22 protein-coding genes and 4 tRNA genes are annotated in these 22,050 nt (G+C 71.3%); 16 read left to right on the forward strand and 10 right to left on the reverse strand.

From position 1 onward, the window contains the following. Positions 1-8: 8 nt before the first annotated feature. Positions 9-422, reverse strand: a complete 414-nt coding sequence (sdhD, locus tag FF100_RS04345; RefSeq protein WP_139034365.1) for a succinate dehydrogenase, hydrophobic membrane anchor protein — start codon at positions 420-422, stop codon at positions 9-11. 13 nt (positions 423-435) lie between these two features. Next, complete coding sequence (gene sdhC, locus FF100_RS04350) at positions 436-855, reverse strand: succinate dehydrogenase, cytochrome b556 subunit (protein WP_139034366.1); 420 nt, start codon at positions 853-855, stop codon at positions 436-438. Positions 856-1,139: 284 nt separating this feature from the next. Here sdhC and FF100_RS04355 point away from each other — a divergent pair, with 284 nt between their 5' ends. Beyond that, complete coding sequence (locus tag FF100_RS04355) at positions 1,140-2,030, forward strand: LysR family transcriptional regulator (protein ID WP_139034367.1); 891 nt, start codon at positions 1,140-1,142, stop codon at positions 2,028-2,030. An 86-nt stretch (positions 2,031-2,116) separates the two neighbouring features. On the opposite strand, the gene FF100_RS04360 is transcribed toward FF100_RS04355, so the two are convergent. Beyond that, entirely contained in the window at positions 2,117-2,728 is a 612-nt protein-coding gene (locus FF100_RS04360) for a hypothetical protein (RefSeq protein ID WP_139034368.1), read from the reverse strand. A gap of 51 nt (positions 2,729-2,779) precedes the next feature. After that, positions 2,780-3,979 (reverse strand): TMEM43 family protein, encoded by a 1,200-nt coding sequence (locus FF100_RS04365; protein ID WP_171070049.1) that lies wholly within the window; start codon positions 3,977-3,979, stop codon positions 2,780-2,782. A 220-nt stretch (positions 3,980-4,199) separates the two neighbouring features. Between FF100_RS04365 and mntR the strand changes: the two genes are divergently transcribed. Next, positions 4,200-4,658 (forward strand): manganese-binding transcriptional regulator MntR, encoded by a 459-nt coding sequence (gene mntR / locus FF100_RS04370; RefSeq protein ID WP_139034370.1) that lies wholly within the window; start codon positions 4,200-4,202, stop codon positions 4,656-4,658. Positions 4,659-4,678: 20 nt separating this feature from the next. Here mntR and FF100_RS04375 read toward each other — a convergent pair whose 3' ends face one another. Both FF100_RS04375 and FF100_RS04380 read right to left on the reverse strand, forming a co-directional pair. Continuing rightward, entirely contained in the window at positions 4,679-5,965 is a 1,287-nt protein-coding gene (locus FF100_RS04375) for a methyl-accepting chemotaxis protein (protein ID WP_246101919.1), read from the reverse strand. A gap of 130 nt (positions 5,966-6,095) precedes the next feature. Beyond that, entirely contained in the window at positions 6,096-7,073 is a 978-nt protein-coding gene (locus FF100_RS04380; RefSeq protein ID WP_139034371.1) for an amidohydrolase family protein, read from the reverse strand. Positions 7,074-7,167: 94 nt separating this feature from the next. Between FF100_RS04380 and FF100_RS04385 the strand changes: the two genes are divergently transcribed. Then, complete coding sequence (locus tag FF100_RS04385) at positions 7,168-8,136, forward strand: LysR family transcriptional regulator (protein WP_205824761.1); 969 nt, start codon at positions 7,168-7,170, stop codon at positions 8,134-8,136. Positions 8,137-8,219: 83 nt separating this feature from the next. Here FF100_RS04385 and FF100_RS04390 read toward each other — a convergent pair whose 3' ends face one another. From FF100_RS04390 to FF100_RS04400, 3 genes are read right to left on the reverse strand one after another with little or no spacing between them, the layout of a single operon-like run. Beyond that, positions 8,220-9,362 carry a MaoC family dehydratase gene (locus FF100_RS04390; protein WP_342778983.1) on the reverse strand — a complete coding sequence of 381 codons (1,143 nt, stop codon included), beginning with the start codon at positions 9,360-9,362 and terminating at the stop codon, positions 8,220-8,222. A 33-nt stretch (positions 9,363-9,395) separates the two neighbouring features. Continuing rightward, positions 9,396-9,728, reverse strand: a complete 333-nt coding sequence (locus FF100_RS04395; protein WP_139034884.1) for a DUF167 family protein — start codon at positions 9,726-9,728, stop codon at positions 9,396-9,398. A 5-nt stretch (positions 9,729-9,733) separates the two neighbouring features. Then, on the reverse strand, positions 9,734-10,021 hold the full coding sequence (locus FF100_RS04400) for a YggT family protein (protein WP_048452221.1): 288 nt from the start codon (positions 10,019-10,021) through the stop codon (positions 9,734-9,736). Between the two features lie 109 nt (positions 10,022-10,130). Here FF100_RS04400 and FF100_RS04405 point away from each other — a divergent pair. The 12 genes from FF100_RS04405 to FF100_RS04460 all read left to right on the forward strand — a co-directional run bounded on the left by FF100_RS04405 (position 10,131) and on the right by FF100_RS04460 (position 20,069). After that, a tRNA-Ala gene (locus FF100_RS04405) sits at positions 10,131-10,206 on the forward strand. Between the two features lie 109 nt (positions 10,207-10,315). After that, a tRNA-Ala gene (locus tag FF100_RS04410) sits at positions 10,316-10,391 on the forward strand. A gap of 410 nt (positions 10,392-10,801) precedes the next feature. Further along, complete coding sequence (locus FF100_RS04415) at positions 10,802-11,689, forward strand: manganese catalase family protein (RefSeq protein ID WP_139034373.1); 888 nt, start codon at positions 10,802-10,804, stop codon at positions 11,687-11,689. 181 nt (positions 11,690-11,870) lie between these two features. Beyond that, positions 11,871-12,182: a metal-sensitive transcriptional regulator gene (locus FF100_RS04420; protein WP_139034374.1), complete on the forward strand. Its 312-nt coding sequence runs from the start codon at positions 11,871-11,873 to the stop codon at positions 12,180-12,182. Between the two features lie 142 nt (positions 12,183-12,324). Then, positions 12,325-13,692 carry an ABC1 kinase family protein gene (locus tag FF100_RS04425; protein ID WP_139034375.1) on the forward strand — a complete coding sequence of 456 codons (1,368 nt, stop codon included), beginning with the start codon at positions 12,325-12,327 and terminating at the stop codon, positions 13,690-13,692. 246 nt (positions 13,693-13,938) lie between these two features. Beyond that, positions 13,939-14,232, forward strand: a complete 294-nt coding sequence (locus FF100_RS04430; protein ID WP_139034376.1) for an aa3-type cytochrome c oxidase subunit IV — start codon at positions 13,939-13,941, stop codon at positions 14,230-14,232. A 197-nt stretch (positions 14,233-14,429) separates the two neighbouring features. Further along, positions 14,430-15,572 carry a Re/Si-specific NAD(P)(+) transhydrogenase subunit alpha gene (locus tag FF100_RS04435; RefSeq protein ID WP_139034377.1) on the forward strand — a complete coding sequence of 381 codons (1,143 nt, stop codon included), beginning with the start codon at positions 14,430-14,432 and terminating at the stop codon, positions 15,570-15,572. 30 nt (positions 15,573-15,602) lie between these two features. Then, the gene (locus FF100_RS04440) at positions 15,603-16,052 is read left to right on the forward strand and encodes a proton-translocating transhydrogenase family protein (protein ID WP_139034378.1); all 450 of its coding nucleotides are present in this window, start codon (positions 15,603-15,605) and stop codon (positions 16,050-16,052) included. Between the two features lie 4 nt (positions 16,053-16,056). Next, complete coding sequence (locus FF100_RS04445; protein ID WP_139034379.1) at positions 16,057-17,460, forward strand: NAD(P)(+) transhydrogenase (Re/Si-specific) subunit beta; 1,404 nt, start codon at positions 16,057-16,059, stop codon at positions 17,458-17,460. A 376-nt stretch (positions 17,461-17,836) separates the two neighbouring features. Then, the gene (gene recJ, locus FF100_RS04450; protein WP_171070050.1) at positions 17,837-19,624 is read left to right on the forward strand and encodes a single-stranded-DNA-specific exonuclease RecJ; all 1,788 of its coding nucleotides are present in this window, start codon (positions 17,837-17,839) and stop codon (positions 19,622-19,624) included. 126 nt (positions 19,625-19,750) lie between these two features. Continuing rightward, positions 19,751-19,835, forward strand: a tRNA-Tyr gene (locus FF100_RS04455). Positions 19,836-19,984: 149 nt separating this feature from the next. After that, a tRNA-Tyr gene (locus FF100_RS04460) sits at positions 19,985-20,069 on the forward strand. Here the strand turns inward: FF100_RS04460 and FF100_RS04465 are convergent. Continuing rightward, complete coding sequence (locus FF100_RS04465; protein WP_246101920.1) at positions 20,032-20,745, reverse strand: sigma-70 family RNA polymerase sigma factor; 714 nt, start codon at positions 20,743-20,745, stop codon at positions 20,032-20,034. The genes FF100_RS04460 and FF100_RS04465 overlap by 38 nt on opposite strands. A 259-nt stretch (positions 20,746-21,004) precedes the next feature. Between FF100_RS04465 and ppk2 the strand changes: the two genes are divergently transcribed. Then, a complete protein-coding gene (gene ppk2 / locus FF100_RS04470) occupies positions 21,005-21,925 on the forward strand; it encodes a polyphosphate kinase 2 (protein WP_139034382.1) in 921 nt (306 codons plus the stop codon). The last annotated feature ends 125 nt before the right edge of the window (positions 21,926-22,050 follow it).

Here is a 22,050-nt window from a genome sequence, read left to right on the forward strand (position 1 = left end):
TTCTGGCGTTACGCGAAGGCCCGCAGGCTCACGCGCACGATGGCGTAGAGGCAGGCGACCGCGACGACGACGCAGTAGAAGTTGTTGGCGATGACTGCGGCGATGCGCAGTCCCTTGTCGTGGACATAGTCCTCGATGACGATCTGCAAGCCCATCCGCATGTGGTTGGTGACCGAGAGGACGCCAAGGATCAGCAGGATCGCCACCAGCGGGTGCGACACCAGGGCGACCGCCTCGGGGTAGGGCCGGCCGGCCATCAGGGCGACGATCACCACGAAGGCGAGGACGAGGGGCACGTTCGAGACCGCGGTGACGCGGTGCATCCACCACTCGCGGGTGCCGTGATGGGCGGCGCCCAGGCCGCTGACGCGGGCGCGCGGGGTGCGGATCGAGGGGCGGATGTCGGGGCGGTTGTCGACCATCTGTCTTCGTCCTTCAGCGCGCCACCAGGGCGACGATCCAGATCAGCACCGTCAGGGCGACCGAGCCGATCAGGGTGAAGCGGGCCATCGCGATGCGGGTGCCGGGCTCCATGCCGTGGCCGAAATCCCAGACCAGGTGGCGGATGCCGCCGAGCATGTGGTGCAGCAGGATCCAGGTATAGACGAACAGGATCAGCCGCCCGAGGATCGAGCCGAAGAACCACGCCACCGGGCCGTAGGCGCCGGGGCCGGCGGCGAGCGCCACGAGCCAGAGGGCGAGCAGAGCCGTGCCGCCGTAGAGCGCCACGCCGGTGATGCGGTGCGCCACCGACATCGCCATGGTCCAGGTCCAGCGATAGATCTGGAGATGGGGCGAGAGCGGTCGGACGACCGGTCTGCCGGCGGGGTTCGTGGGCCTTGCGGTGTCCGCCATCGTGATCCTCGGAATTCCCTGGTCTGTACCGGCTCTAAACTAGGTCACCTACCGGCTCCGCCGCGCGCGTGCAACGCGGCCGTCGGCCCGAGCGAGTGACAGACGTAGCAAGCTGTTTCCCTGGAATGCATCCAATTCGCAATGCGGTTCTCGTTGACCCAGGCTTCGTGGAACGCGAAGGCTGAATCCGGCCCTGGTCATCGTGGGCCGGCGCGATCTACCTTCGCGCCTGGCGAAACGATAGGGCGGGATCGCGACCGCCGGCAGCCCCGGGAGGCGACGTCATGCATTTCGACCTGGTCGACCTCAGCCTGTTCCGCCACGTGGTCGAGGCGGGTTCCATCACCCATGGGGCGACCCGGGCGAACCTGGCGCTCGCCGCGGCGAGTCACCGCATCCGCAGCATGGAGGCGTCGCTGGGCGCCGCCCTTCTCACCCGGGCGCGCCTCGGCGTCACGCCGACGCCGGCCGGACGCACGCTGCTGGCCCATGCCCGCCAGATCCTCGGCAACGTCGAGCGCCTGCAGGGGGATCTTGCCGCCTTCGCGGGCGGCGCGGCGGGGCAGATCCGCGTCCTGTCGAACACCAACGCGCTGACGGAATTCCTGCCCGAGGTGCTGTCGGCCTATCTCGCCGAGCATCCGGGGGTGAGCGTCGACATCGAGGAGCGGTTGTCGGACGAGATCGTCGGGCTCGTCGCCGAGGGCGCGGCGGATCTCGGCCTCGTCGCTGGCACGGTCGAGACCGGCAGCCTCGAGACCTATCCGTTTCGCCGCGACCGCTTCGTGCTCGTGGTGGCGGCGGACCACCCCCTGGCGGCGCGCGCCTCGGTGACCTTCGCGGAGGTGCTGGGCCACGATCTCGTCGGGCTCGACCGGGCGAGTGCGCTGACCCGCTTCCTCGCCGGCAAGGCCGGGCGCAGCGGCCAGCCCCTGCGCCTGCGGGTGCAGCTGCGCGGTTTCGACGCGGTCTGCCGCCTCGTCGAATGCCGGGTCGGCCTCGGCATCGTGCCGGAGACCACAGCGCGTCGGGCCGCCCGCACCATGGCGATCGCCATCGTGGCCCTGGAGGATCCTTGGGCGGTGCGCGACCTGACGATCTGCCTGCGCGATCTCGCCGCCCTGCCCCCCTTCGCCCAGGATTTCGTCGCCCACCTTCGGACGCCGGGGGAGTGATGCCGCCGCGCCTTCGAACCGATCCGTTCGACGGCGCGAGGCAAGCCCGAACGGGCGGCGACGCCGGCACGAGGGGATGAGGCGTTTCAGCGGGCCGGGTTCGCCTTGGTCCAGGCTGCCACGAAGGCCTCGCCGATCGCGGTGCCGAAGCCCGGCATCCGACCCGGCAGGGCCGCAGCGCCGATCAGAAGGGCGGCGTCGTGCGACCACAGGCCGATGGGCTTCTGCTCGAGCATTTGGCCGGTCGCCACCACCCGCGCCCCGGCGAGAGCGGCGCGCAGCTCGGTGAAGGCGCTCGCCGCGCAGACGATCTCCTCCCCCACCTTCACCGCCTGGATGCTGACCGTTGCGAGAAGGGCCGGCGCCGCGGGGTCGTTCGGCTGCGGGATCACCAGCGTGAGGGTGGGAGTGGTCTGCATCGTCTGGCGTCCCGGCGCGACGGTCAGGCCCGCCTGCGCGACCCTGGCGCGCAAGGCCTCGTTGAGGGCGGCATCGATCTCGGCCGTGATCCCGCAGGCCTCCCGCACCACCGGCTGGGCGTTGATGCCGCTCGCGACGCGCAGGCTGCGCAGGGACGTGAGCGGCGTACCCGGGACCGTCTTGTCCGCCGAGCCGGCCTGCTGCGCGGCGGCGGGGCCGGCCGCGAGGTCCAGGATGAAGGCGATCGGAAGGACGAAGGCGATGGGGAACCGGAGCATCGGCGTCTCCTCTCCTGTCGGGGCGCTTGTCGTGTCGAGGATTCAGGCGGGTCAGGCGGGCATCGGCCGGGCGGGACCGGCGGACCGGGTCCGTCGCAGCCCATAGAGCAGCAGGGCGACGACGACCGCCCCCGCGACGAGACCGCCGGCGAGGAGCGGGCGGTAGGCGATCCAGGCCGCGCCGATCACCGTCGGGCCGACGAGGGCGGTCGCGGCGAGCGCCACCACGGTGATCGCCCCCGACACGATCGCGCCGAGCACCGGCACGGTGCGGGCCAGCACGTTGACCGGCGCGAAGAGACCGGTGAAGCCGAGGAACAGGACGATCAGGCCGAACGCACGCAGGAGCCAGGTCTGGACGCGGTTCTCCGTCTCGCCCTTGGCGACCAGGGCTTCGGCCGGGTGCAGGCCGGCGGCGGCGAGCAGCACGCCCTCGCCGGCCCTCGCCCGGTACGGCGTCAGGCCGTCGGCGCCCTGGCGGCCGAGGAACGAGGCCGGTCCCTCCGGGGCCTGGGTGTAGGTGATGCGCAGGTCGCCGACCCGCGGCGCCTCGGGCGCGAGGCCGACATGGTAGACCCCCGCGCTCGCCCGCACCGGGCGCCCGAGGGCCTGCCGCAGGGCCGTGGCCCCGGTATCGTCCGCCGGCAGCAGGCCCGGCGCCGGCAGCAGCCGGGTCGCCTCGGCCCCCACCGGCACGGCCTCCACCCGGGCGTCGGCGGCGCCGAAGCGGCGCGAGCGGACGGGCAAGGCCGGGTTGTCGTGGCCGGGGACGCGGAAGCCCGCGGAAGGGACAGGCTGCTCCGACCATTCGCGCCGGTAGGTGAACTTCCGGTCCGCCCCCGCGCCCTGCTCGCTCTCGCGCCACTGGTACATCTCGACCTTGCGGGCGAGGGCAAGCCCGCGCGAGCGCTGGCCGAGCTCGTCGTCGGCGGCGCCGGCCGCGGTGGTGGCCGGGCCGGCGAGATGGACGAGCGTCCCGTCGAGGGACGGATCGCGCCGGTCGGTCGGCACGGTGCGCACCACCGAGCCGGCCTCCGCCAGGGAGCGGGCGACGCGCACGGCGCGGCCCTCGTTCCAGAACAGGCCGATGCAGGCGAGCGGCACCAGGACGAGCCCGAGGATCATCGACCCGACGCTGTCGGAGAGCCGTTCGGCCAGCCCCTGGGGTGCGGCGACCTCATGGTCGTCCTCGCGAAGCTCCGTATCCGGGGGGAGCTCCTCCCCCTCGCTGGCGCCGGTCTCGTGAGTCATGGCCGCCTCCGCGCCCGGGCGTGCCCCGCCACCCGTCGCCCGGCCCATTCATCCCGGCGGGCGCGGCCTGCGTCTCTCCCCAGAAGTGACGATGGGAGAGAAAATACCCGTGCCCGGGCGCCGCAGCGGCGGCCGGGATCCTCACCCTCTGCACACCCGGCCCGTCCTCGGGTAAGACAGCGGCATCCCGAGCCGAGCGACGAGGCGACGACCCCCTCCCATGCAGGATCCCCAGCACCCGCCCGAGCCCGCCGCCCTGGTCGATGCCGAGGCGCATTCCGCCGGCTTCCGGCAGGTGCGCGAGGCGCGCCGGCTCGAGCTGGTCGAGGATTACGTCGAGCTGATCGCCGACCTGATCGGCGATGGCGGCGAGGCGCGGCAGGTCGACATCGCGGCCCGCCTCGGCGTCGCGCAGCCGACGGTGGCCAAGATGCTCAAGCGCCTGGCCGAGGATGGCCTGGTGCAGCAGCGGCCCTATCGCGGCGTGTTCCTCACCGAGGCCGGCCGCGCGCTGGCCGCGGAGGCACGGGAGCGCCACCGCATCGTCGAATCGTTCCTGCTCGCCCTCGGCGTCAGCCCGGACGTGGCGCGCTGCGATGCGGAGGGCATCGAGCACCATGTCAGCGGCGAGACCCTGGAGGCGTTCCGCCGCTTCACCGCCGCCCGGGCCCCGGCCTGAGCCGCGGCACGCGCCGTCGGTCAGGCCGCCCGGACGCTCCGGAGGAACGCCTCGGTCTGGTTCTTCAACTCGCGCGAGCGCTCCGACACCTCGGACGAGGCGGTGGTCACCCGCGCGGCGGTCCGGCCGGTCTCCTCGGCGGAGGCCGACACGCTCGCCGTGCCGCTCATCACCTCGCCGGCCCCGGCGGCGGCCTGGGCGACGTTGCGGACGATCTCGTGGGTCGCGGCGTTCTGCTCCTCGACCGCGGCGGCGATCGTCGTCGTCAGGCTGCTGATCTCGCGGATCCGCGCGCCGAAGCCACTGATCGCCGTCACCGCCTGCGCCGTCGAATCCTGGATCCGGGCGATCTGCGAGGAGATCTCGTCCGTCGCCTTGGCGGTCTGGTTGGCGAGCTCCTTCACCTCGGCGGCCACGACCGCGAAGCCGCGCCCCGCCTCGCCGGCCCGCGCCGCCTCGATGGTGGCGTTGAGTGCCAGAAGATTGGTCTGGCCGGCGATCGACGAGATCAGGCTGACCACGTCGCCGATCTTGCTCACCGCGCCGCTCAGCTCCTGCACCAGGCGCGCGGTCCCGTCGGCCTCGACCACCGCCGCCTCCGCGAGGCCGGCCGAGCCCTGGATCTGGCGGCCGATCTCGGTGACCGAGCCGCCCAGCTCCTCCGAGGCCGCCGCGACCGTGCCGATATTGGTCGAGGTCTGCGTGGCGGAGCCCGCCACCGCGCTCGATCGCGCGCTGGTCTGGTCGGCGGTGCCGGCCATCGCGGCGGCCGCCGCCTGCATCTCCGCGGCGGCGTTCGACAGGCTGGCGAACAAGGCCGAGGATTCCGCGGCGAAACCGGCGATGATCTCCTCGAGCTGGCGGGCCCGCGCCTCGTCCTTCGCCTTGGCTTCCATCTCTTCGTTGATGTCGACCAGCGAGCCGCAGATCCGCAGCGGCACGCCGTTGGCATCGTAGGACGCGCCGCCGGTGGCGCGGAACCAGCGCGGCTGGCCGTCCGGCATCACGATCCGGTACTTGACGTCGTAGGCGCCCTGGTTCTTGACGTCCTTGATCGCCCCCGCGAAGGCGGTCATGACGCGGTCGAGATCCCCGGAGTAGATCCGGCTCGACCAGGATTCCAGCTTGTCCGGGTATGACTCGACGGTCGAGTAGCCGACGACGCGACGGAATTCCGGCGTCCAGGTGACCCGGGTCTTCGGATGCGCGAGGTCGCCCTGATGCGGGACGACCTCCCACAGCCCGACGCCGGCGCGCGTCGCAAGCAGTTCGAGGAATCCATCCTTGCGTGAGAAGCGCGTCAGCATCGGGTCACCGGGTCGTTCGTTCTGACGACCTCTTTACGACAAGAAGGTGAAGGAGACGTTACGGCAGCGTTCCGGTGCCTATACCGCAAGCACGCGGTCGAGACGTGCGCGAGTATCCGCGGCACACATCTCAGCTTGCCTTGGTCAAGCGCTCCCAGTTGCCGTGCGCGAACATCGCCCGTTCCGCCTCGCCGAGCGGCCCACGTTCGAGGAAGCCGCGCGCATCGCGCCCGGGGCGATACTGGTAGGGGTAGTCGGTCGAGAACAGCAGGCGGTCGGGTCCGACGATCTCGACGCAGCGCGCCAGGTACGCGTCGCTGAACATCCCGCTCGCGGTGACGTGGAGATTGTTCCGCGCGACCTCGGCGATGCGCCGCTCGAGCCCGGCCGCCCGGTCGAGGGCGGCGAGCCGTTCGAGGTAGAACAGCACCACCTCGCCCCAATGGCCGAGGATGACCTGCAGGCTCGGCAGGCGGTCGAACACGCCGGCCGCGACGAGGCGGACGAACTGCACCCCGGCCTCGTAGTGCCAGCCGAGCCCGTAGGCCGACAGCGCCAGGTCGACCTGGGGTGAGATGCCCGTGTAGAGCGCTTCGCACACCGCCCGCTGCGGCACCTGCGGGTGGATGAACAGCGGCACGCCGAGGACCGCCGCGCAGTCCAGGAGCGGCCGGAACTCCGGGTGGTCGAGGTTGCGCTCGCGGGTACGGCCGCAGAGCATCGCGCCCTTGAGGCCGAGATCGCGTACGGCGCGCTCGAGTTCGCGCGGCGCCGCGTCCGGCGCGGGGGTCGGCAGCGCCGCGAGGCCTTGGAAGCGCCCGGGATGCCGCCCCGTCGCCTCGGCGATGCGGTCGTTGACGCGCCGCGCCAGATCCACGGCCCGGTCGGGTGCGAGGGTGTGCAGGCCCGGGGTCGTGAGGGACAGCACCTGCACGTCGACGCCAGCCTCGTCCATCAGCCGCAGCCGCTCCTCGCCGAGATCTTCCAGGCGCCGGCCGATCTCGCCGACGTCGAAAGCGCAGGCCGGGTCCGGCACCGAGGCGGGGTCGGCCCAAGCCTCCCTGACCTCGGGAGTGAGCAGGTGCTCCTCGACGGCGATCAGCTTCATCTCTCGTCCCTCCTGGGTCGCTGGCATCCGGAGCGTCGGAGGTAGACCGTTGGCGAACCGTGCGGAACGCGCAGCAGGCACACGCGATTGATGCATGGTGCGCAGTCCCGCCGAGGCGAGCCGCGCCGCGGAATGCACGGCCATGCCCGACCTCAGCCTTCTGCCCGCGCTCGACGCGCTTCTGACCGAGGCCAGCGTGGTCCGCGCCGCACGCAGGATCGGCCTCTCTCCGTCCGCGATGAGCCGGACGCTCGACCGGCTGCGCGCCGCGACCGGCGATCCCCTCCTCGTGCGGGCGGGACGCGGCCTCGTGCTGACGCCGCGCGCCGAAGCGTTGCGCGACCGCGTGCAGCGGGTGACCCACGACGCCGTCTCGCTCCTGCGACCGGTCGACGGGACGCTCGACCTCGGCTCGCTCACCCGCACGTTCACGATCCGCGCCAACGACGGCTTCGTGGAGGTTGCCGGCGCGAGGCTGGTCGCCGCGGCCAAGGAGGCGGCGCCGGGCGTGCGGCTGCACTTCAGGGCCAAGCTCGACAAGCAGGCGCGGCCGCTGCGCGACGGGACGGTCGACCTGGAGATCGGCGTGCTGGGCGAGAGCGGCCCGGAGATCCGCGTCCAGGCCCTGTTTCGCGACCGGTTCGTCGGCGTCGCGCGCCGGCATCATCCCCTGTTCGAGGGGCCGATCACGCCGCAACGCTACGCGGCGTGCGAGCACGTGGTGGCCTCGCGGCGCGGCGTCCGGTCGGGCCCGGTGGACGAGGCGCTGGCCGGGCTCGGCCTCACGCGGGAGGTGATCGTCGTGGTGCCGGGCTTCGCAGCGGCCCTGGCCCTCGCCGCGGGCTCCGACCTCGTGGCGCTGCTGCCGCGATCGTTCGCCGTCGCCCGCGCGGCGGCCGGCTTGACGCCGCCCGTCGCGATGTTCGCGCTACCGCTGAGCGTGGCCGGGATCACGGTCTCGCAGATGTGGCATCCGCGCCTGGACGCGGATGCGGGCCATCGCTGGCTGCGAGGGCTGGTGCTGGAGACCATGTCGCTCTGGTCGAAGACCGGCGGGCCGTGATCCGGTTCGCCTGGCCGTGCTTGGAGCGGAAGCCGCATCGAGGGCCGGGGCGCCGTCCGATCGCAGCGTGATCGGGCGACGCTCTAGCGCGGCATCAGCACCCAGTAATCGAGGTCGAGGATCACCGCCGGGTCGTAGCCGTCGCCGGTCTTGTCCGGATGGGCGCCGCAGGGCTGGTTCTTGGTCGCGACGGTGCGCAGGCGGAGCGCCCCGACGTCGCTGCGCCCCGGCAGGTCGGCCACCGCGAGGACCTCGCTCCAGGCATAGACCGTATCGCCGGAGAACAGGGGGGCGACGTGGCGCCCGGCATTGATGCCGGCGATCGCGAAGGCGTTGCCGAGGCCGTTGAAGCTGAGGGCGCGGGCGAGCGAGATGACGTGTCCGCCATAGATCAGCCGCTTGCCGAACCGGGTGTCCTTGGCGGCGTAGCCGTCGAAATGGACCTTGGCGGTGTTCTGGAACAGCCGGGTGGCGATCTGGTGCTCGGCCTCCTCGACGGTCATGCCGTCGACGTGGTCGATGCGCTCGCCGACCGCGTAGTCGCCGAGGCGGTGCGGGCTGCCGGCGAGGCCGAGATCGTAGGCCTGCGCGTTCAGGGGCGGCAGGCCGGCGGCGAGATCCTCCGGCGCCACCGCCTTGGCCAGGGTCGGCACCGCCTCCACGGCGATCGCCGCCTCGGGGTCGCGCTTGCGCACCAGCACCCAGCGGCAATAGCTCAGCACCACCTCGCCCGCCGCGTCGGTGCCGGTGGAGCGGACATAGACCACGCCGGTCTGCCGGTTCGAGCTCTCCTTGAGGCCGATCACCTCCGAGACCGTGTTCAGGGTCTCGCCCGGATAGACCGGCCGCAGGAACCGCCCCTCGGCGTAGCCGAGATTGGCGACCGCGTTGAGCGAGATGTCCGGCACGGTCTTGCCGAAGACGACGTGGAACACCAGCAGGTCGTCGAGGGGCGCCCGGGTGTAGCCGAAGGCAGCCGCGAAGGCGTCGGACGACTGGACCGCGAAGCGCGGGCCGTAGAGCGCGGTGTAGAGCGCCACGTCGCCGGCGGTCACGGTGCGCGGCGTGGCGTGGCGGATGGTCTCCCCGAGGCGGAAATCCTCGAAGAAACGGCCCGGATTGGTCTTCATCGTCGCCCCTCGTGCGAGAGCCTGCCGGGCGCGAAGGCGCCGGGCAGGCTCCGGATCGTTTTGGCCGGCCGGGAGCGTGCCGTCCGGCCGGTGCATCGGGGAGAGTTGAGGGTCAGCCCCCTCGGACGGTCAAGCCCTACCGACGGGTGGTTCGCCGGTCAGGGCCGCGAGCCTGTCCGCCAGGGCCGGGCCGTCGCCGTCGACGCGGAACAGCTTGATCCGGGCCGTCGCCCCGGCGGCCAGGGTCACCGCCGAGGCCGGCAGGCCGAGGGCGCGCCGCAGCACGTCCCGGACCGCCGCGTTGGCCGCGCCGTCCTCCGGCGCCGCCCGCACCCGCACCTTGAGCACGGGCGACCCGTCGTCCCGGGTCTCGACGCCGTCGAGCGCGTCGCGCCCGCCGCGCGGGGTGGCCCTGACCCGGATCTCGATCCCCTCTCGGGTGATCCGCCAGGGAGCGGCCACAGCCGTCACGCCATTCCGGCGAAGATCTCGAACATCAGGTTGCGCAGGAAGAACAGGCCGAGGACCAGGATGATCGGCGAGATGTCGATGCCGCCGAGGTTCGGCAGGATGCGCCGGATCGGCCGCAGGGCCGGCTCGGTCACCCGGAACAGGAACTCCCCGATCTGCGACACGATCGGGTTGCGCACGTTGACCACGTTGAAGGCCACGAGCCAGCTCAGCACCGCGCTGGCGATGAGCAGGTACACGTAGAGCGTGATGATGTTGTCGATGAGCCAGAGAATCGAGCGCATGCGCGGTCCGTGCGAGCCCGGGGCGCCCGCGCGCAGTCGCGGCGCGGCGAGGCCACCAAGGGAATTGACAGGCTGAGAAAGGGCGGCCTAAAAGGCACCCGCCTCGGACGGGGCTGTAGCTCAGATGGGAGAGCGCCGCAATCGCACTGCGGAGGTCAGGGGTTCGAATCCCCTCAGCTCCACCAGGCCCACCTTGCATGGTTAACGCAGGGTTGGCCGGGGACGAGGAAGGTGGTACGGAGCCACCGGGTAAGTCAGATCGCCTCCGGCGATCGGTTAATACCCGCTTTCGGCGGGGCTGTAGCTCAGATGGGAGAGCGCCGCAATCGCACTGCGGAGGTCAGGGGTTCGAATCCCCTCAGCTCCACCAAACCCCTCGGTTGGTGGTCGTCGTGACTGATATGAGGTGACCGGGGATCGGCGAAGGCCGTGCCTCGGTTTCGTCGCGTCCGGCGAAGGCCGGCGGGTCCGGCACGGCCCGATGTGGCCGGCTTCTTCGTGGCTCCAGGCCGCGTCGATGCGGTCCTCTCCCCTGGAGAGTAGGGCCGCCTCGACGAACCTGCGCTCCTCCTGGCACCGGAGCTTTGGCCGGACGGTCCGGCACCCCGCGTGGGAGCCAACATCCCGCGGCGCCAAAAACCGCCCGTCACGCTCGAACCACTCCACCGGCCGGGCGTTGGTCGGCGATTCCAAATACCCATACTGAGTATGACTATTCAGGGGTGGGTGTGAGCGGCGCACGGCGCCCGGGATCGCCGGATCACGGCCAGGAGGGCCCCGATGTACTATCACGACAAGCGCCTGCAGTACCCGGTCAGGGTCGAGAAGCCCGATCCCCTGTTCGCCCGCCAGCTCCAGCAGGCGATCGGCGGCATCGAGGGCGAGATCCGCGTCTGCCTGCAATACTTCTTCCAGGCCTGGGGGGCGCGGGGCCCCAGCACCAAGTACCGCGACGTTCTGCTCAACACCGCCACCGAGGAGATCGGCCACATCGAGATGCTGTCGACGGCGGTCGCGCTCAACCTCGAGGATGCGCCGGCGACCTTGCAGGAGACCAGTGCCCAGGCCAATCCGATCGTCGGCGCGGTGATGGGCGGAGAGCGGCCGCGCCACGTCGTCGAGGGGATGCTCCAGCGCCACCTGCTCTCCACCGGCCTGGCGGCCGCGCCGGTGAATTGCGACGGCGTGCCCTTCGACTGCTCGCACGTCTATGCCAGCGGCAACCTCGCCGGCGACATGTTCTGCAACGTGGCGGCGGAGGCGACCGGCCGCACCCTGGCGGTGCGCCTCTACAACTCCACCCACGACAAGGGCATGCAGGACATGCTCAGCTTCCTGATCGCCCGGGACACCATGCACCAGCAGCAATGGCTGGCGATCATCGAGGACCTGGGCGGCCTCAAGGAGTCGCTGCCGGTGCCCAACAGCTTCGACCAGTCGAAGGAGGCGCAGGAATTCAGCTACATGTTCATGGGGACCGCGCGCGACGGCACGCCGGTTCCTCCCGGGCGGTACTCGGAGGGCCCGTCGATCGACGGCAAGGGCCAGTTCCACTTCAAGGCGTTCGAGCCCCTCGGCGAGGAGCCGGTGCTCGGCCCCGCCCGGCCCGATTCCGGCGCGCAGAAGGAGCAGATGACCTCGCCCCCGGTCACCAACAGCAAGACCTAATCCAACGGGACGGGGCAGGCGCGCGGATCGGGCCTTGAGAATGAGCTTGACCTGCGCGCCCCTGATGGAGGATCGATTGCCGTTCCTTAGGGACAGGGCGGTACTCGATCACCAGACCCGACGTCGCCCGGGCCGACCGCGCCCTCCCGGACGAGCGGCCCCCGGTCGGGGAAGGCACATCATGGATTACCAGTACGTCGACGGCCGGCTCCAGATCCGCCGGACCGAAGAGGAAAAGAAGCCGATCCTCCAGCGCCTCAAGCGCATCGAGGGACAGGTGCGCGGTCTCCAGGCGATGGTCCAGGAGGATCGCTACTGCCTCGACGAGGTGCAGCAGATGAACGCCATCACGGCGGCGGTGCGCGAGGCGGTGCTCCAGCTCATCAGCACCCATCTCGACGCCTCCGTCGCCTACGCGGTGCGCGCCGAGGACCATGACGGCGCCGTCGAGGAGATGATCCGGGTGCTGCGCGCCGCCCTGCGCCAGACCTGACCGGCCCGCGGCCGGCGAGAGCGGACGACGCGGGCGCCCCGCGCTGTCCGGTCGCCCTGGCGGCGGCGGGACCCGGGCTTATCTAGGCCTCATGTCCGATGCGCGGTGTGCCGCGCGCCACCTCGCACGAGCCTTGCCCCCGATGTCCGCCTCCGACAGCGAAGCCAATCGCTTCTCCGCCCGCGCCGCCCGCTACGCCAAGGTCGGCGCCAATGTCGGCGGCGTCGCCGCCCGGATGGCCGGCGCGCGGCTTCTCGGCCGCAAGGGCGAGGACGTGACGAGCGCTGCCGCCCTCGCCCAGGCGCTCGGCGGCCTCAAGGGCCCGATCATGAAGGTGGCGCAGCTGCTCGCCACCGTGCCGGACCTGCTGCCGCCCGAATACGCCTCCGAGCTGCAGAAGCTGCAATCCGAGGCGCCGCCGATGGGCGCGGCCTTCGTCAAGCGCCGCATGGCCGCCGAGCTCGGGCCGCTATGGCGCGCGCGTTTCGGCCAGTTCGACCTGCGCCCCGCGGCGGCGGCCTCCCTCGGCCAGGTTCACCGGGCCGAGACCCTGGACGGCGTGCCGCTGGCCTGCAAGCTGCAATACCCGGACATGCAATCCGCCGTCGAGGCTGACCTGAAGCAGCTCGAACTCGCCTTCGCCCTGCACCGGCGCATCAGCTCGGTCATCGACACCCGCGAGATCGCCAAGGAGATCGGCGACCGGGTGCGCGAGGAGCTCGACTATACCCGCGAGGCCAAGAACGCCGCGCTCTACGCCGACGTGCTGGGCGGCGTTGAGACCGTGCGGGTCCCGGTCGTCCATCCCGACCTGTCGACGAAGCGCCTGCTGACCCAGGGCTGGCTCGAGGGCGAGAAGATCCTGAACTTCACCGCCGGCCCGCTGGAGGTGCGCAACCGCCTGGCGCATGCGATGTTCCAGGCCTGGTGGCACCCCTTCAGCCGCGCGGCGGTGATCCACGGCGACCCCCATCTCGGCAACTACACGGTGTTCTCGGAGGGCGGCGAGCCGCAGGGCATCAACCTGCTCGATTACGGCTGCATCCGCATCTTCCATCCCCGCTTCGTCGGCGGCGTGGTCGATCTCTACAAGGGCCTGCTGCACGGCGACGAGGCGCGCATCGTCCACGCCTACGAGAGCTGGGGTTTCCGCAATCTCACCCGCGAGCTCGTCGACATCCTCAACATCTGGGCCCGCTTCATCTACGGGCCGCTGCTCGAGGACCGGGTCCGCACGGTGGCGGACGGCGTCAAGCCGAGCGAGTACGGACGGCGCCAAGCCTTCGAGGTCCATCGCGCCCTCAAGGAGCGCGGTCCGGTGACCGTGCCGCGGGAATTCGTGTTCATGGACCGGGCGGCGGTCGGCTTGGGCGCGGTGTTCCTGCACCTGCGCTCGGAGCTGAACTACCACCGCCTGTTCGAAGCACAGATCGATCGCTTCTCCCTCGACGAGCTGGCCGCCCGCCAGCACGCCGCCCTGGAGAAGGCCGGCCTGCCGCAGCCGGCCTGAGGCGGCGCGCCGCCCAGCCTGGAACCGGAAAAAGGTGCGGATCCGCACCTCCGGCCTGTGCTCCATGACGGTCCCGGATCGCGGTCCGGACCGCTCTCCGTGCCGAAGACGCGAGCCCCGCCAAGGATTTGTCGCCGAACCGGGTGCTGCCGTCACGGGCGCCCGGCCCGCCTATCGGCCGATTGCCGGGACCTTGGGCATGCGCTAAAGCCCGGCCAACGAGCACAAGACGGGGTCTACCGCATCATGGCCAACATCGATCACGCCACCGACTCCGCCTACAGCCCGGAGATGGACGGCCCGACCCACGAGGCCACCTACCGGGGCTTCGTCACCTTCGTCGAGATCGCCACCGGCGTCGTGATCTGCTGGGTCCTGTCCCTCGCCGTCGGCGGCGTGCGCGAGGCCTGGATCACCGCCATCGTGGGTGTCGTGCTCGGCGGTGCCGCCGGAGCGGTCGGCGCCCTTTCCCCGGCGATCGGCTGGCGCGCCCCCGCGGCCGTGGCGGCGCTGCTCGCCGTGCTGCTCGCATTCTACTAGGAGGCGGGCGGCCTGCCCGCCCTTTCTCCACAGCGCATATAAATTGTGCGTGACTTAATCGTTAAAGATTTGTAACCGGAGCCGTTCCCTCACGCGAGGGAACGGCTTTACAGTTGTGGGGCAGGCGTGGCCTTGTACATGCCGACCCTCAGGGGGGATCGGCGCACCGCGCCGTGTATCGACCAAAGGAAGTCTGAATGCGGATCGCGGTCCTATCCGAGACCGATCCGGCGGAGCCGCGGGTCGCGGCAGTCCCGGAAACGGTGAAGAAGTATAAGGCTCTCGGGGCCGAGGTAACGGTGCAGTCCGGCGCGGGCCTGAAGGCCGGCGTGCCGGACGCCGATTACGAGGCCGTCGGCGCCTCGATCGCGCCCGACGCCAAATCCGCGGCCGAGGGCGCGGACGTCGTCCTCAAGGTGCGCCGCCCCGGCGCCGACGAGCTGCCGGCGTTGAAGCGCGGCGCGATCGTGGTCGCCATCATGGATCCCTACGGCCACGAGGCCGAGGTCAAGGCGATGGCCGATGCCGGCGTGTCGGCGATCGCCATGGAGCTGATGCCCCGCATCACCCGCGCCCAGGTCATGGACGTGCTCTCGAGCCAGGCCAACCTCGCGGGCTACCGCGCCGTCGTCGACGGCGCCGCCGTGTACGGCCGGGCGCTGCCGATGATGATGACCGCGGCCGGCACCGTCCCGGCGGCCCGCATCTTCGTGATGGGCGCCGGCGTCGCGGGCCTCCAGGCCATCGCCACCGCCCGCCGCATGGGCGCGGTGGTGACCGCCACCGACGTGCGGCCCGCCGCCAAGGAGCAGGTCGAGTCGCTCGGCGCCAAGTTCGTCGCCGTCGAGGACGACGAGTTCAAGCAGGCCGAGACCGCCGGCGGCTACGCCAAGGAGATGTCGGCTGAGTACCGCAAGAAGCAGGCGGAGCTCGTGGCGAGCCACATCGCCAAGCAGGACATCGTGGTCACCACCGCGCTGATCCCCGGGCGGCCGGCGCCGAAGCTCGTCACCGCCGACATGGTGGCGGCGATGCGGCCGGGCTCGGTCCTCGTCGACCTCGCGGTCGAGCGCGGCGGCAACGTCGAGGGCGTCAAGGCCGACGAGGTCGTCGAGACGCAGAACGGCGTCAAGATCGTCGGCTACGCCAACGTGCCGGGGCGCCTCGCCGCCACCTCGTCGAGCCTCTACGCCCGCAACCTCTACGCCTTCGTCGAGACCCTGGTCGACAAGGCCTCGAAGGCGCTGGCGGTGAAGTGGGACGACGAGCTCGTCAAGGCGACCTGCCTGACCCGCGACGGCGCCGTCGTCCACCCGAACTTCCAGCCCAAGGCGGCCTAAGGCCGCTCGCCCGCAATCGGAGGAGACCTCATGGCCACCCTTCCCCCCGACCAGGCGGCCGAGCAGGCGCGTGCCGCCGCCGCCGCCGCCCGCAACGCGGCCGACATCGCCGCCCGCGCCGCCGACCAGGCGGCGATCATCGCCGACGGCCTCGGTCACGGCGTCGCCGCCGCGACCCACGGCGCCATCGACCCGACCGTGTTCCGCCTCGCGATCTTCGTGCTGGCGATCTTCGTCGGCTACTACGTGGTCTGGTCGGTGACCCCGGCCCTCCACACCCCGCTGATGTCCGTCACCAACGCGATCTCCTCGGTGATCGTGGTCGGCGCGCTCCTCGCCGTCGGCGTCCCGCTGATCGAGAAGGGCACCGGCTGGGCCCGCTTCTTCGGGTTCATCGGCCTGGTCTTTGCCAGCGTGAACATCTTCGGCGGCTTCCTCGTCACCCAGCGCATGCTCAGCATGTACAAGAAGAAGGCCTGAGGCGATGTCGGAGAACGTCTCCTCGCTCCTCTACCTCGTCTCCGGCGTCCTGTTCATCCTGGCGCTGCGGGGCCTGTCCCACCCGACCACCTCCCGGCAGGGCAACCTGTACGGCATGATCGGCATGGGCATCGCCATCCTGACGACGCTGGTCGGCCATCCGCCGGCCGGCGCCAGTGCCTGGTTCCTGGTGATCCTCGGCCTCGGCATCGGCGGCGGCGCCGGCGCGCTGATCGCCAAGCGCGTGCCGATGACCGCGATGCCGCAGCTCGTCGCGGCCTTCCACTCCCTCGTCGGCCTCGCGGCCGTCGCGGTGGCGGCCGGCGCGCTCTATGCGCCGCAGGCCTTCGGCATCATCGAGAACGGTGCCATCCACAAGCAGTCGCTGTTCGAGATGGGCCTCGGCGTCGCCATCGGCGCCATCACCTTCACCGGCTCGGTGATCGCGTTCCTGAAGCTCGACGGCCGCATGTCGGGCAAGCCGATCATGCTGCCGCAGCGCCACGTCATCAACATCGTGCTCGCGGTGGTGCTGGTGGCCCTGCTCGCCGGCTTCATCGGCGGCGGCAGCAAGCTGCTGTTCTGGCTGATCGTGATCCTGTCCTTCGTGCTCGGCGGCCTGCTGATCATCCCGATCGGCGGCGCGGACATGCCGGTCGTGGTCTCGATGCTCAACTCGTATTCGGGCTGGGCGGCCGCGGGCATCGGCTTCACGCTCGGCAACCTCGCGCTGATCATCACCGGCGCGCTGGTCGGCTCGTCGGGCGCGATCCTGTCCTACATCATGTGCCACGCGATGAACCGCTCGTTCATCTCGGTGATCCTGGGCGGCTTCGGCGGCGACGCCGCGGCGGCCGGCGCTGGCGGCGGCCAGGTCGAGACCCGGCCGGTCAAGCAGGGCTCGGCCGACGACGCGGCCTTCATCATGAAGAACGCCGAGAAGGTCATCATCGTGCCGGGCTACGGCATGGCGGTGGCGCAGGCCCAGCACTCGCTCCGCGAGATGGCCGACCAGCTCAAGAAGGCCGGCGTCGACGTGAAGTACGCCATCCACCCGGTGGCGGGCCGCATGCCGGGCCACATGAACGTGCTGCTCGCCGAGGCCAACGTGCCTTACGACGAGGTGCACGAGCTGGAGGACATCAACGGCGAGTTCCCGCAGGCCGACGTGGCCTTCGTGATCGGCGCCAACGACGTCACCAACCCGGCCGCCAAGACCGACCCGGCCTCGCCGATCTACGGCATGCCGATCCTGGACGTGGAGCGGGCCAAGACCGTGCTGTTCATCAAGCGCGGCATGGGCTCCGGCTACGCGGGCGTCGAGAACGAGGTGTTCTTCCGCGACAACACCATGATGCTGTTCGGCGACGCCAAGAAGGTGGTCGACGAGATCGTCAAGAACTTCTGATGCGGAACACCCCGCGAGGGGTGGACGAGACGGGGCTTCGAGCCCTGGAACGGAGAAGCGGGGCCCTCGGGCTCCGCTTTTTTTCTTTGACAGGCGCGTAGGTGAACCCTCCCCCCTCGGCGGGGGAGGGTGGCGAGCGGATGCGAGCCGGGAGAGGGGCAGCGCGACGCTGATCGGGGTGGCGCCCTTCATGGAATGCGCGACCTTTCCGGAAGCGGCGTCCCCTCTCCCGGCCCCCTCCGGGGCCACCCTCCCCCGCAGAGGGGGGAGGGTTAAGGCGGCGCCCTTCCGCCATGAGGCGGGACATCGACCCACAGGTGTCGCCCGGCTGCGGCAGCGCCCGCCCGCGAATCCCGCTACACTCCGCCCCGTGTCCATGCTCCTCGATCTGCCCCGCCCGCTCCTCGACGTTCACCGCTCCGCCCTCGGGCGGCCCTGGCACGAGCGCTGCGCCTCGGCGCCGGCGCAGAGCCTGGCGGTCGCCATCGCGCAGGGGCACGGCCTGCCGGAGGTGCTGGCCCGGGTGCTGGCCGGGCGCGGGGTCGACCTGCACGCCGTGCCGGGCTTCCTTGAGCCGCGCCTGCGCGACCTGATGCCCGACCCGTCGGTGCTGGTCGACATGGAGGCGGCGGCCGACCGCCTGGCCACCGCGATCCAGGCGCGCGAGAAGGTCGCGATCTTCGGCGATTACGACGTCGACGGTGCGGCCAGCGCCGCCCTGCTGGCGAGCGCGCTGCGCGACCTCGGCGTGCCCTACCGGCTCCACATCCCCGACCGGATCACCGAGGGCTACGGCCCCAACGTCGCGGCGGTGCGGATGCTCGCCGAGGAGGGCGCGACGCTCCTCGTCACCGTCGATTGCGGCACCGCCGGGCACGAGCCCCTCGCCGAGGCCGCCCGCCTCGGGATGGACGTGGTGGTGCTCGACCATCACGGCGCGCCGGAAGTGCTTCCCCAGGCCCGGGCCGTCGTCAACCCGAACCGCCTCGACGACCTGTCGGGCCTCGGCCATCTCTGCGCCGCCGGCGTCGTCTTCCTCACCCTGGTGGCGCTCAACCGGCGCCTGCGCCGCGACGGCCTCGCGATTCCCGACCTGATGGCCGGGCTCGACCTCGTGGCGCTCGCCACCATTGCCGACGTGGTGCCGCTCCACGGCCTCAACCGCGCCTTCGTGCGCCAGGGCCTCGCGGTGATGCGCGGGCGCGGCCGGCGCGGGCTCGCCGCCCTCCTCGACGCGGCCGGCCTGTCGGAGGCGCCGCAGGCCTGGCATCTCGGCTTCCTGCTCGGTCCCCGGATCAATGCCGGCGGGCGCATCGGCGATTCGACGCTGGGCGCCCGGCTGCTGCTCTGCGAGGACCCGATCGAGGCCGCCGGCATCGCCGCCCAGCTCGACCTGCTCAACCGCGAGCGCCAGGCGATCGAGGCCGCCGCCGTCGCCGAGGCCGAGGCCGAGATGGGGATGCGCCTGGAGCGCGATCCCGACCAGCCGGTTCTCGTCGTCGGCAGCCCGGACTGGCATCCTGGTGTGGTCGGGCTGATCGCGGCGCGGCTGAAGGAGCGGTTTGGCCGCCCCGCCTTCGCCTTTGCCCTGCGCCAGGACGGTACCGCCACCGGTTCCGGCCGCTCGATCCCCGGTGCCGATCTCGGCCGGGCGGTCAGGGCCTGCGTCGAGGCCGGGCTCGCCGCCAAGGGCGGCGGCCACGCCATGGCGGCGGGCGTGACGCTCGCCGCCCTCGACCTCGACCGCTTCCGCGAGGCGCTGTCCGGCGACCTCGCGGCCTCGGTGGCCGAGGCGCGCCTCGGCGAGGCGCTGCTCGTCGACGGTCTCGTCTCGGCCGGCGGCGTGCAGCCGGACCTGGCCGATGCCGTCGAGCGGGCCGGCCCGTTCGGCCAGGGCGCGCCGGAGCCGGTCTTCGCGCTGGCCTGCCACCGGGTCGCCGATGCACGGGTCGTCGGCACCGGCCACGTCAAGGCGCAGCTGCGCGGCCGGGACGGCGTCGCGGTCGGCGCCATCGCGTTCCGGGCGGCGGAGTCGCCGGTCGGGCGGCTCCTGCTCTCGCATATCGGCCGCGACGTCCACGCCGCCGGCACCCTCTCCCGCGACCGCTGGCGCGGCGCCGACCGCGTCGAGCTGCGTCTCTGCGACGTGGCGGAGGCCGGCTGAGCAACCGCGCGCGGCCGACCCGGATTTGCCATCCGACCCGGGTCTGTATCCGGCTTGACACCCCCCGGCCGCCCCACCATAAGGGCCCCGTCGCCGAGAGGCGGCCCCTGCCGGCGACGGCAGCGTGGGGGAATGTCCCGAGCGGCAAAGGGGGCGGACTGTAAATCCGCTGGCTATGCCTTCGTAGGTTCGAGTCCTACTTCCCCCACCATTTCGTCTTTCAGCATCCTCCCTTGATCGCGGTGCTTCGTGGCACCTGTCTTGGGAACCGTTTGGGGTTGTGCTCACCTTGACAGGGGCGGGCCGCCCCATCTAAGAACCCGCCGCCGACGCGGCGGCTCCTGCCGGTGACGGCAGCGTGGGGGAATGTCCCGAGCGGCAAAGGGGGCGGACTGTAAATCCGCTGGCTATGCCTTCGTAGGTTCGAGTCCTACTTCCCCCACCATCTCTCCCCCTCGATTCCCGCCGAGGCGCCCGCGTCCTGCGGATGACTGCTCCGTCACCTCGCCGAGCGCCGTCAGCAGCGCCGCCCGGGCCCGGCTCACCCGGCTCTTCACCGTGCCGACCTGGCAGCCGAGACGGAGCGCCGCCTCCTCGTAGGTGAAGCCCTCGGCGCCGATCAGCAGCAATGCCTCGCGCTGGGCCTCGGGCAGGGCCTGCATCCGCTCCTGGACCACCCGCAGGGTGCTGGCATGGTCCTGGTCGGCGGGGGCCGCCAGTTGACCGGCCAGCAACCCGTCGCCGTCCTCGACTTCCCGGCGCCCCTTCCGCAGGTCCGTGTAGAACTGGTTGCGCATGATCGTGAACAGCCAGGCGGTGAAGTTGGTGCCGGGCTGGAATCGATGCTGGTTGGCCCAGGCCCGGGCGCAGGTTTCCTGCACCAGATCGTCGGCCCGCACCCCATCGTGCGACAGCGAGAGGCCGAAGGTGCGCAGGGCCGGCAGCGCTGCCATCAGAGCGTTACGGAAGTCGAAGCTGATCGCCTCTCCCCGTGCCGCCAGCACTGCCTCGAACCGCGCCAGCAACTCGGCAAGACGCGCCGGGAGCGCCGCCTGCCCGGTCGGCGTGAAGTAATCCTGCAGAGACTGACGAAGATGGTCTCCGAGAATATGGCGGGACAACGAGCTGGTCGGCACGGGTGATTCGGTCAGGGATATAGTCTGATCGGTCTTCATTGTCGGGACGTGGCCCCGTATTCGGAGTGGACTGTTTCTTTTTAACGGTTCGAAGCTGACTGACAAGGCAAGCCTGACGGTATCGCGCGGCGCGGCCGTTCTCGCCGTCCCCGGCATGCCGGCGCTGCGAGGCCCGGCGCTTCTCACGGCTGTCATGCGCCGCTGCTTCAAGGCGAACCCGGGACGAGAGAGGGGTGGGTCGGCCATGGACGAGTTCGAGGCGTCGCGGCAATCGGCGGTGATCGAGGCGCTGCGGCGCGAGATCGCGGAGGCCTACGACGAGGAACTGGAGCTCGAGATCGAGGAGGAGCGCCTGGCCGGGCTCGTCCCGCCGCCCGAGGGCACGGGGCCGGCGCTCGACCGCCGGATCTACTTCCGCGAGCTGCTACGCCTCCAGCACGAGCTGGTCCGGCTCCAGGACTGGGTCCACACCCACAGGCTCAAGCTCGTGGTGCTGTTCGAGGGGCGCGATTCCGCCGGCAAGGGCGGGGTCATCAAGCGCATCACCCAGCGTCTCAACCCGCGGGTCTGCCGCGTCGCCGCCCTCCCCGCCCCGAGCGAGCGCGAGCGCGGCCAGTGGTACTTCCAGCGCTACGTCAGCCACCTGCCGACCGGCGGCGAGATGGTGCTGTTCGACCGCTCCTGGTACAATCGCGCCGGCGTCGAGCGCGTCATGGGCTTCTGTTCCGAGGCGGAGGTCGAGGAGTTCTTCCGCGCGGTGCCGGAGTTCGAGCGCATGCTGGTGCGCTCGGGCGTCGTCCTGGTGAAGTACTGGTTCTCGATTACCGATGCCGAGCAGGCCCACCGCTTCGAGATGCGCATCCGCGATCCGCTCAAGCAGTGGAAGCTGAGCCCGATGGACGTCGAGTCGCGCCGGCGCTGGGAGAGCTACACCCGGGCCAAGGAGGACATGCTGGCCCGCACCCACATCCCGGAGGCGCCGTGGTGGGTGGTCGATGCCGTCGACAAGCCGCGCGCCCGCCTCAACTGCATCAGCCACCTCTTGGAACAAGTGCCCTACGGCACGGTCGAGCGCCCGCCCGTCCATTTGCCCGAGCGGGTGCGCAATCCCGACTACGTCCGCGGCCCGATCCCGGCCGCGATGTACGTGCCGGCGCGGTACTGACACCGCCGCGCCTTCGAACGGATCGGTTCGAAGGCGCAAGGCAAGCCCGGACGGGTGCCGGCGCTGATGCGCCGGACGCCGTGGCGGTGCGGGACCGAGCGGCGAATGGCCGGCGCGCTCCGACA

It is taken from the genome of Methylobacterium terricola (genome assembly GCF_006151805.1).
GTDB lineage: Bacteria > Pseudomonadota > Alphaproteobacteria > Rhizobiales > Beijerinckiaceae > Methylobacterium > Methylobacterium terricola.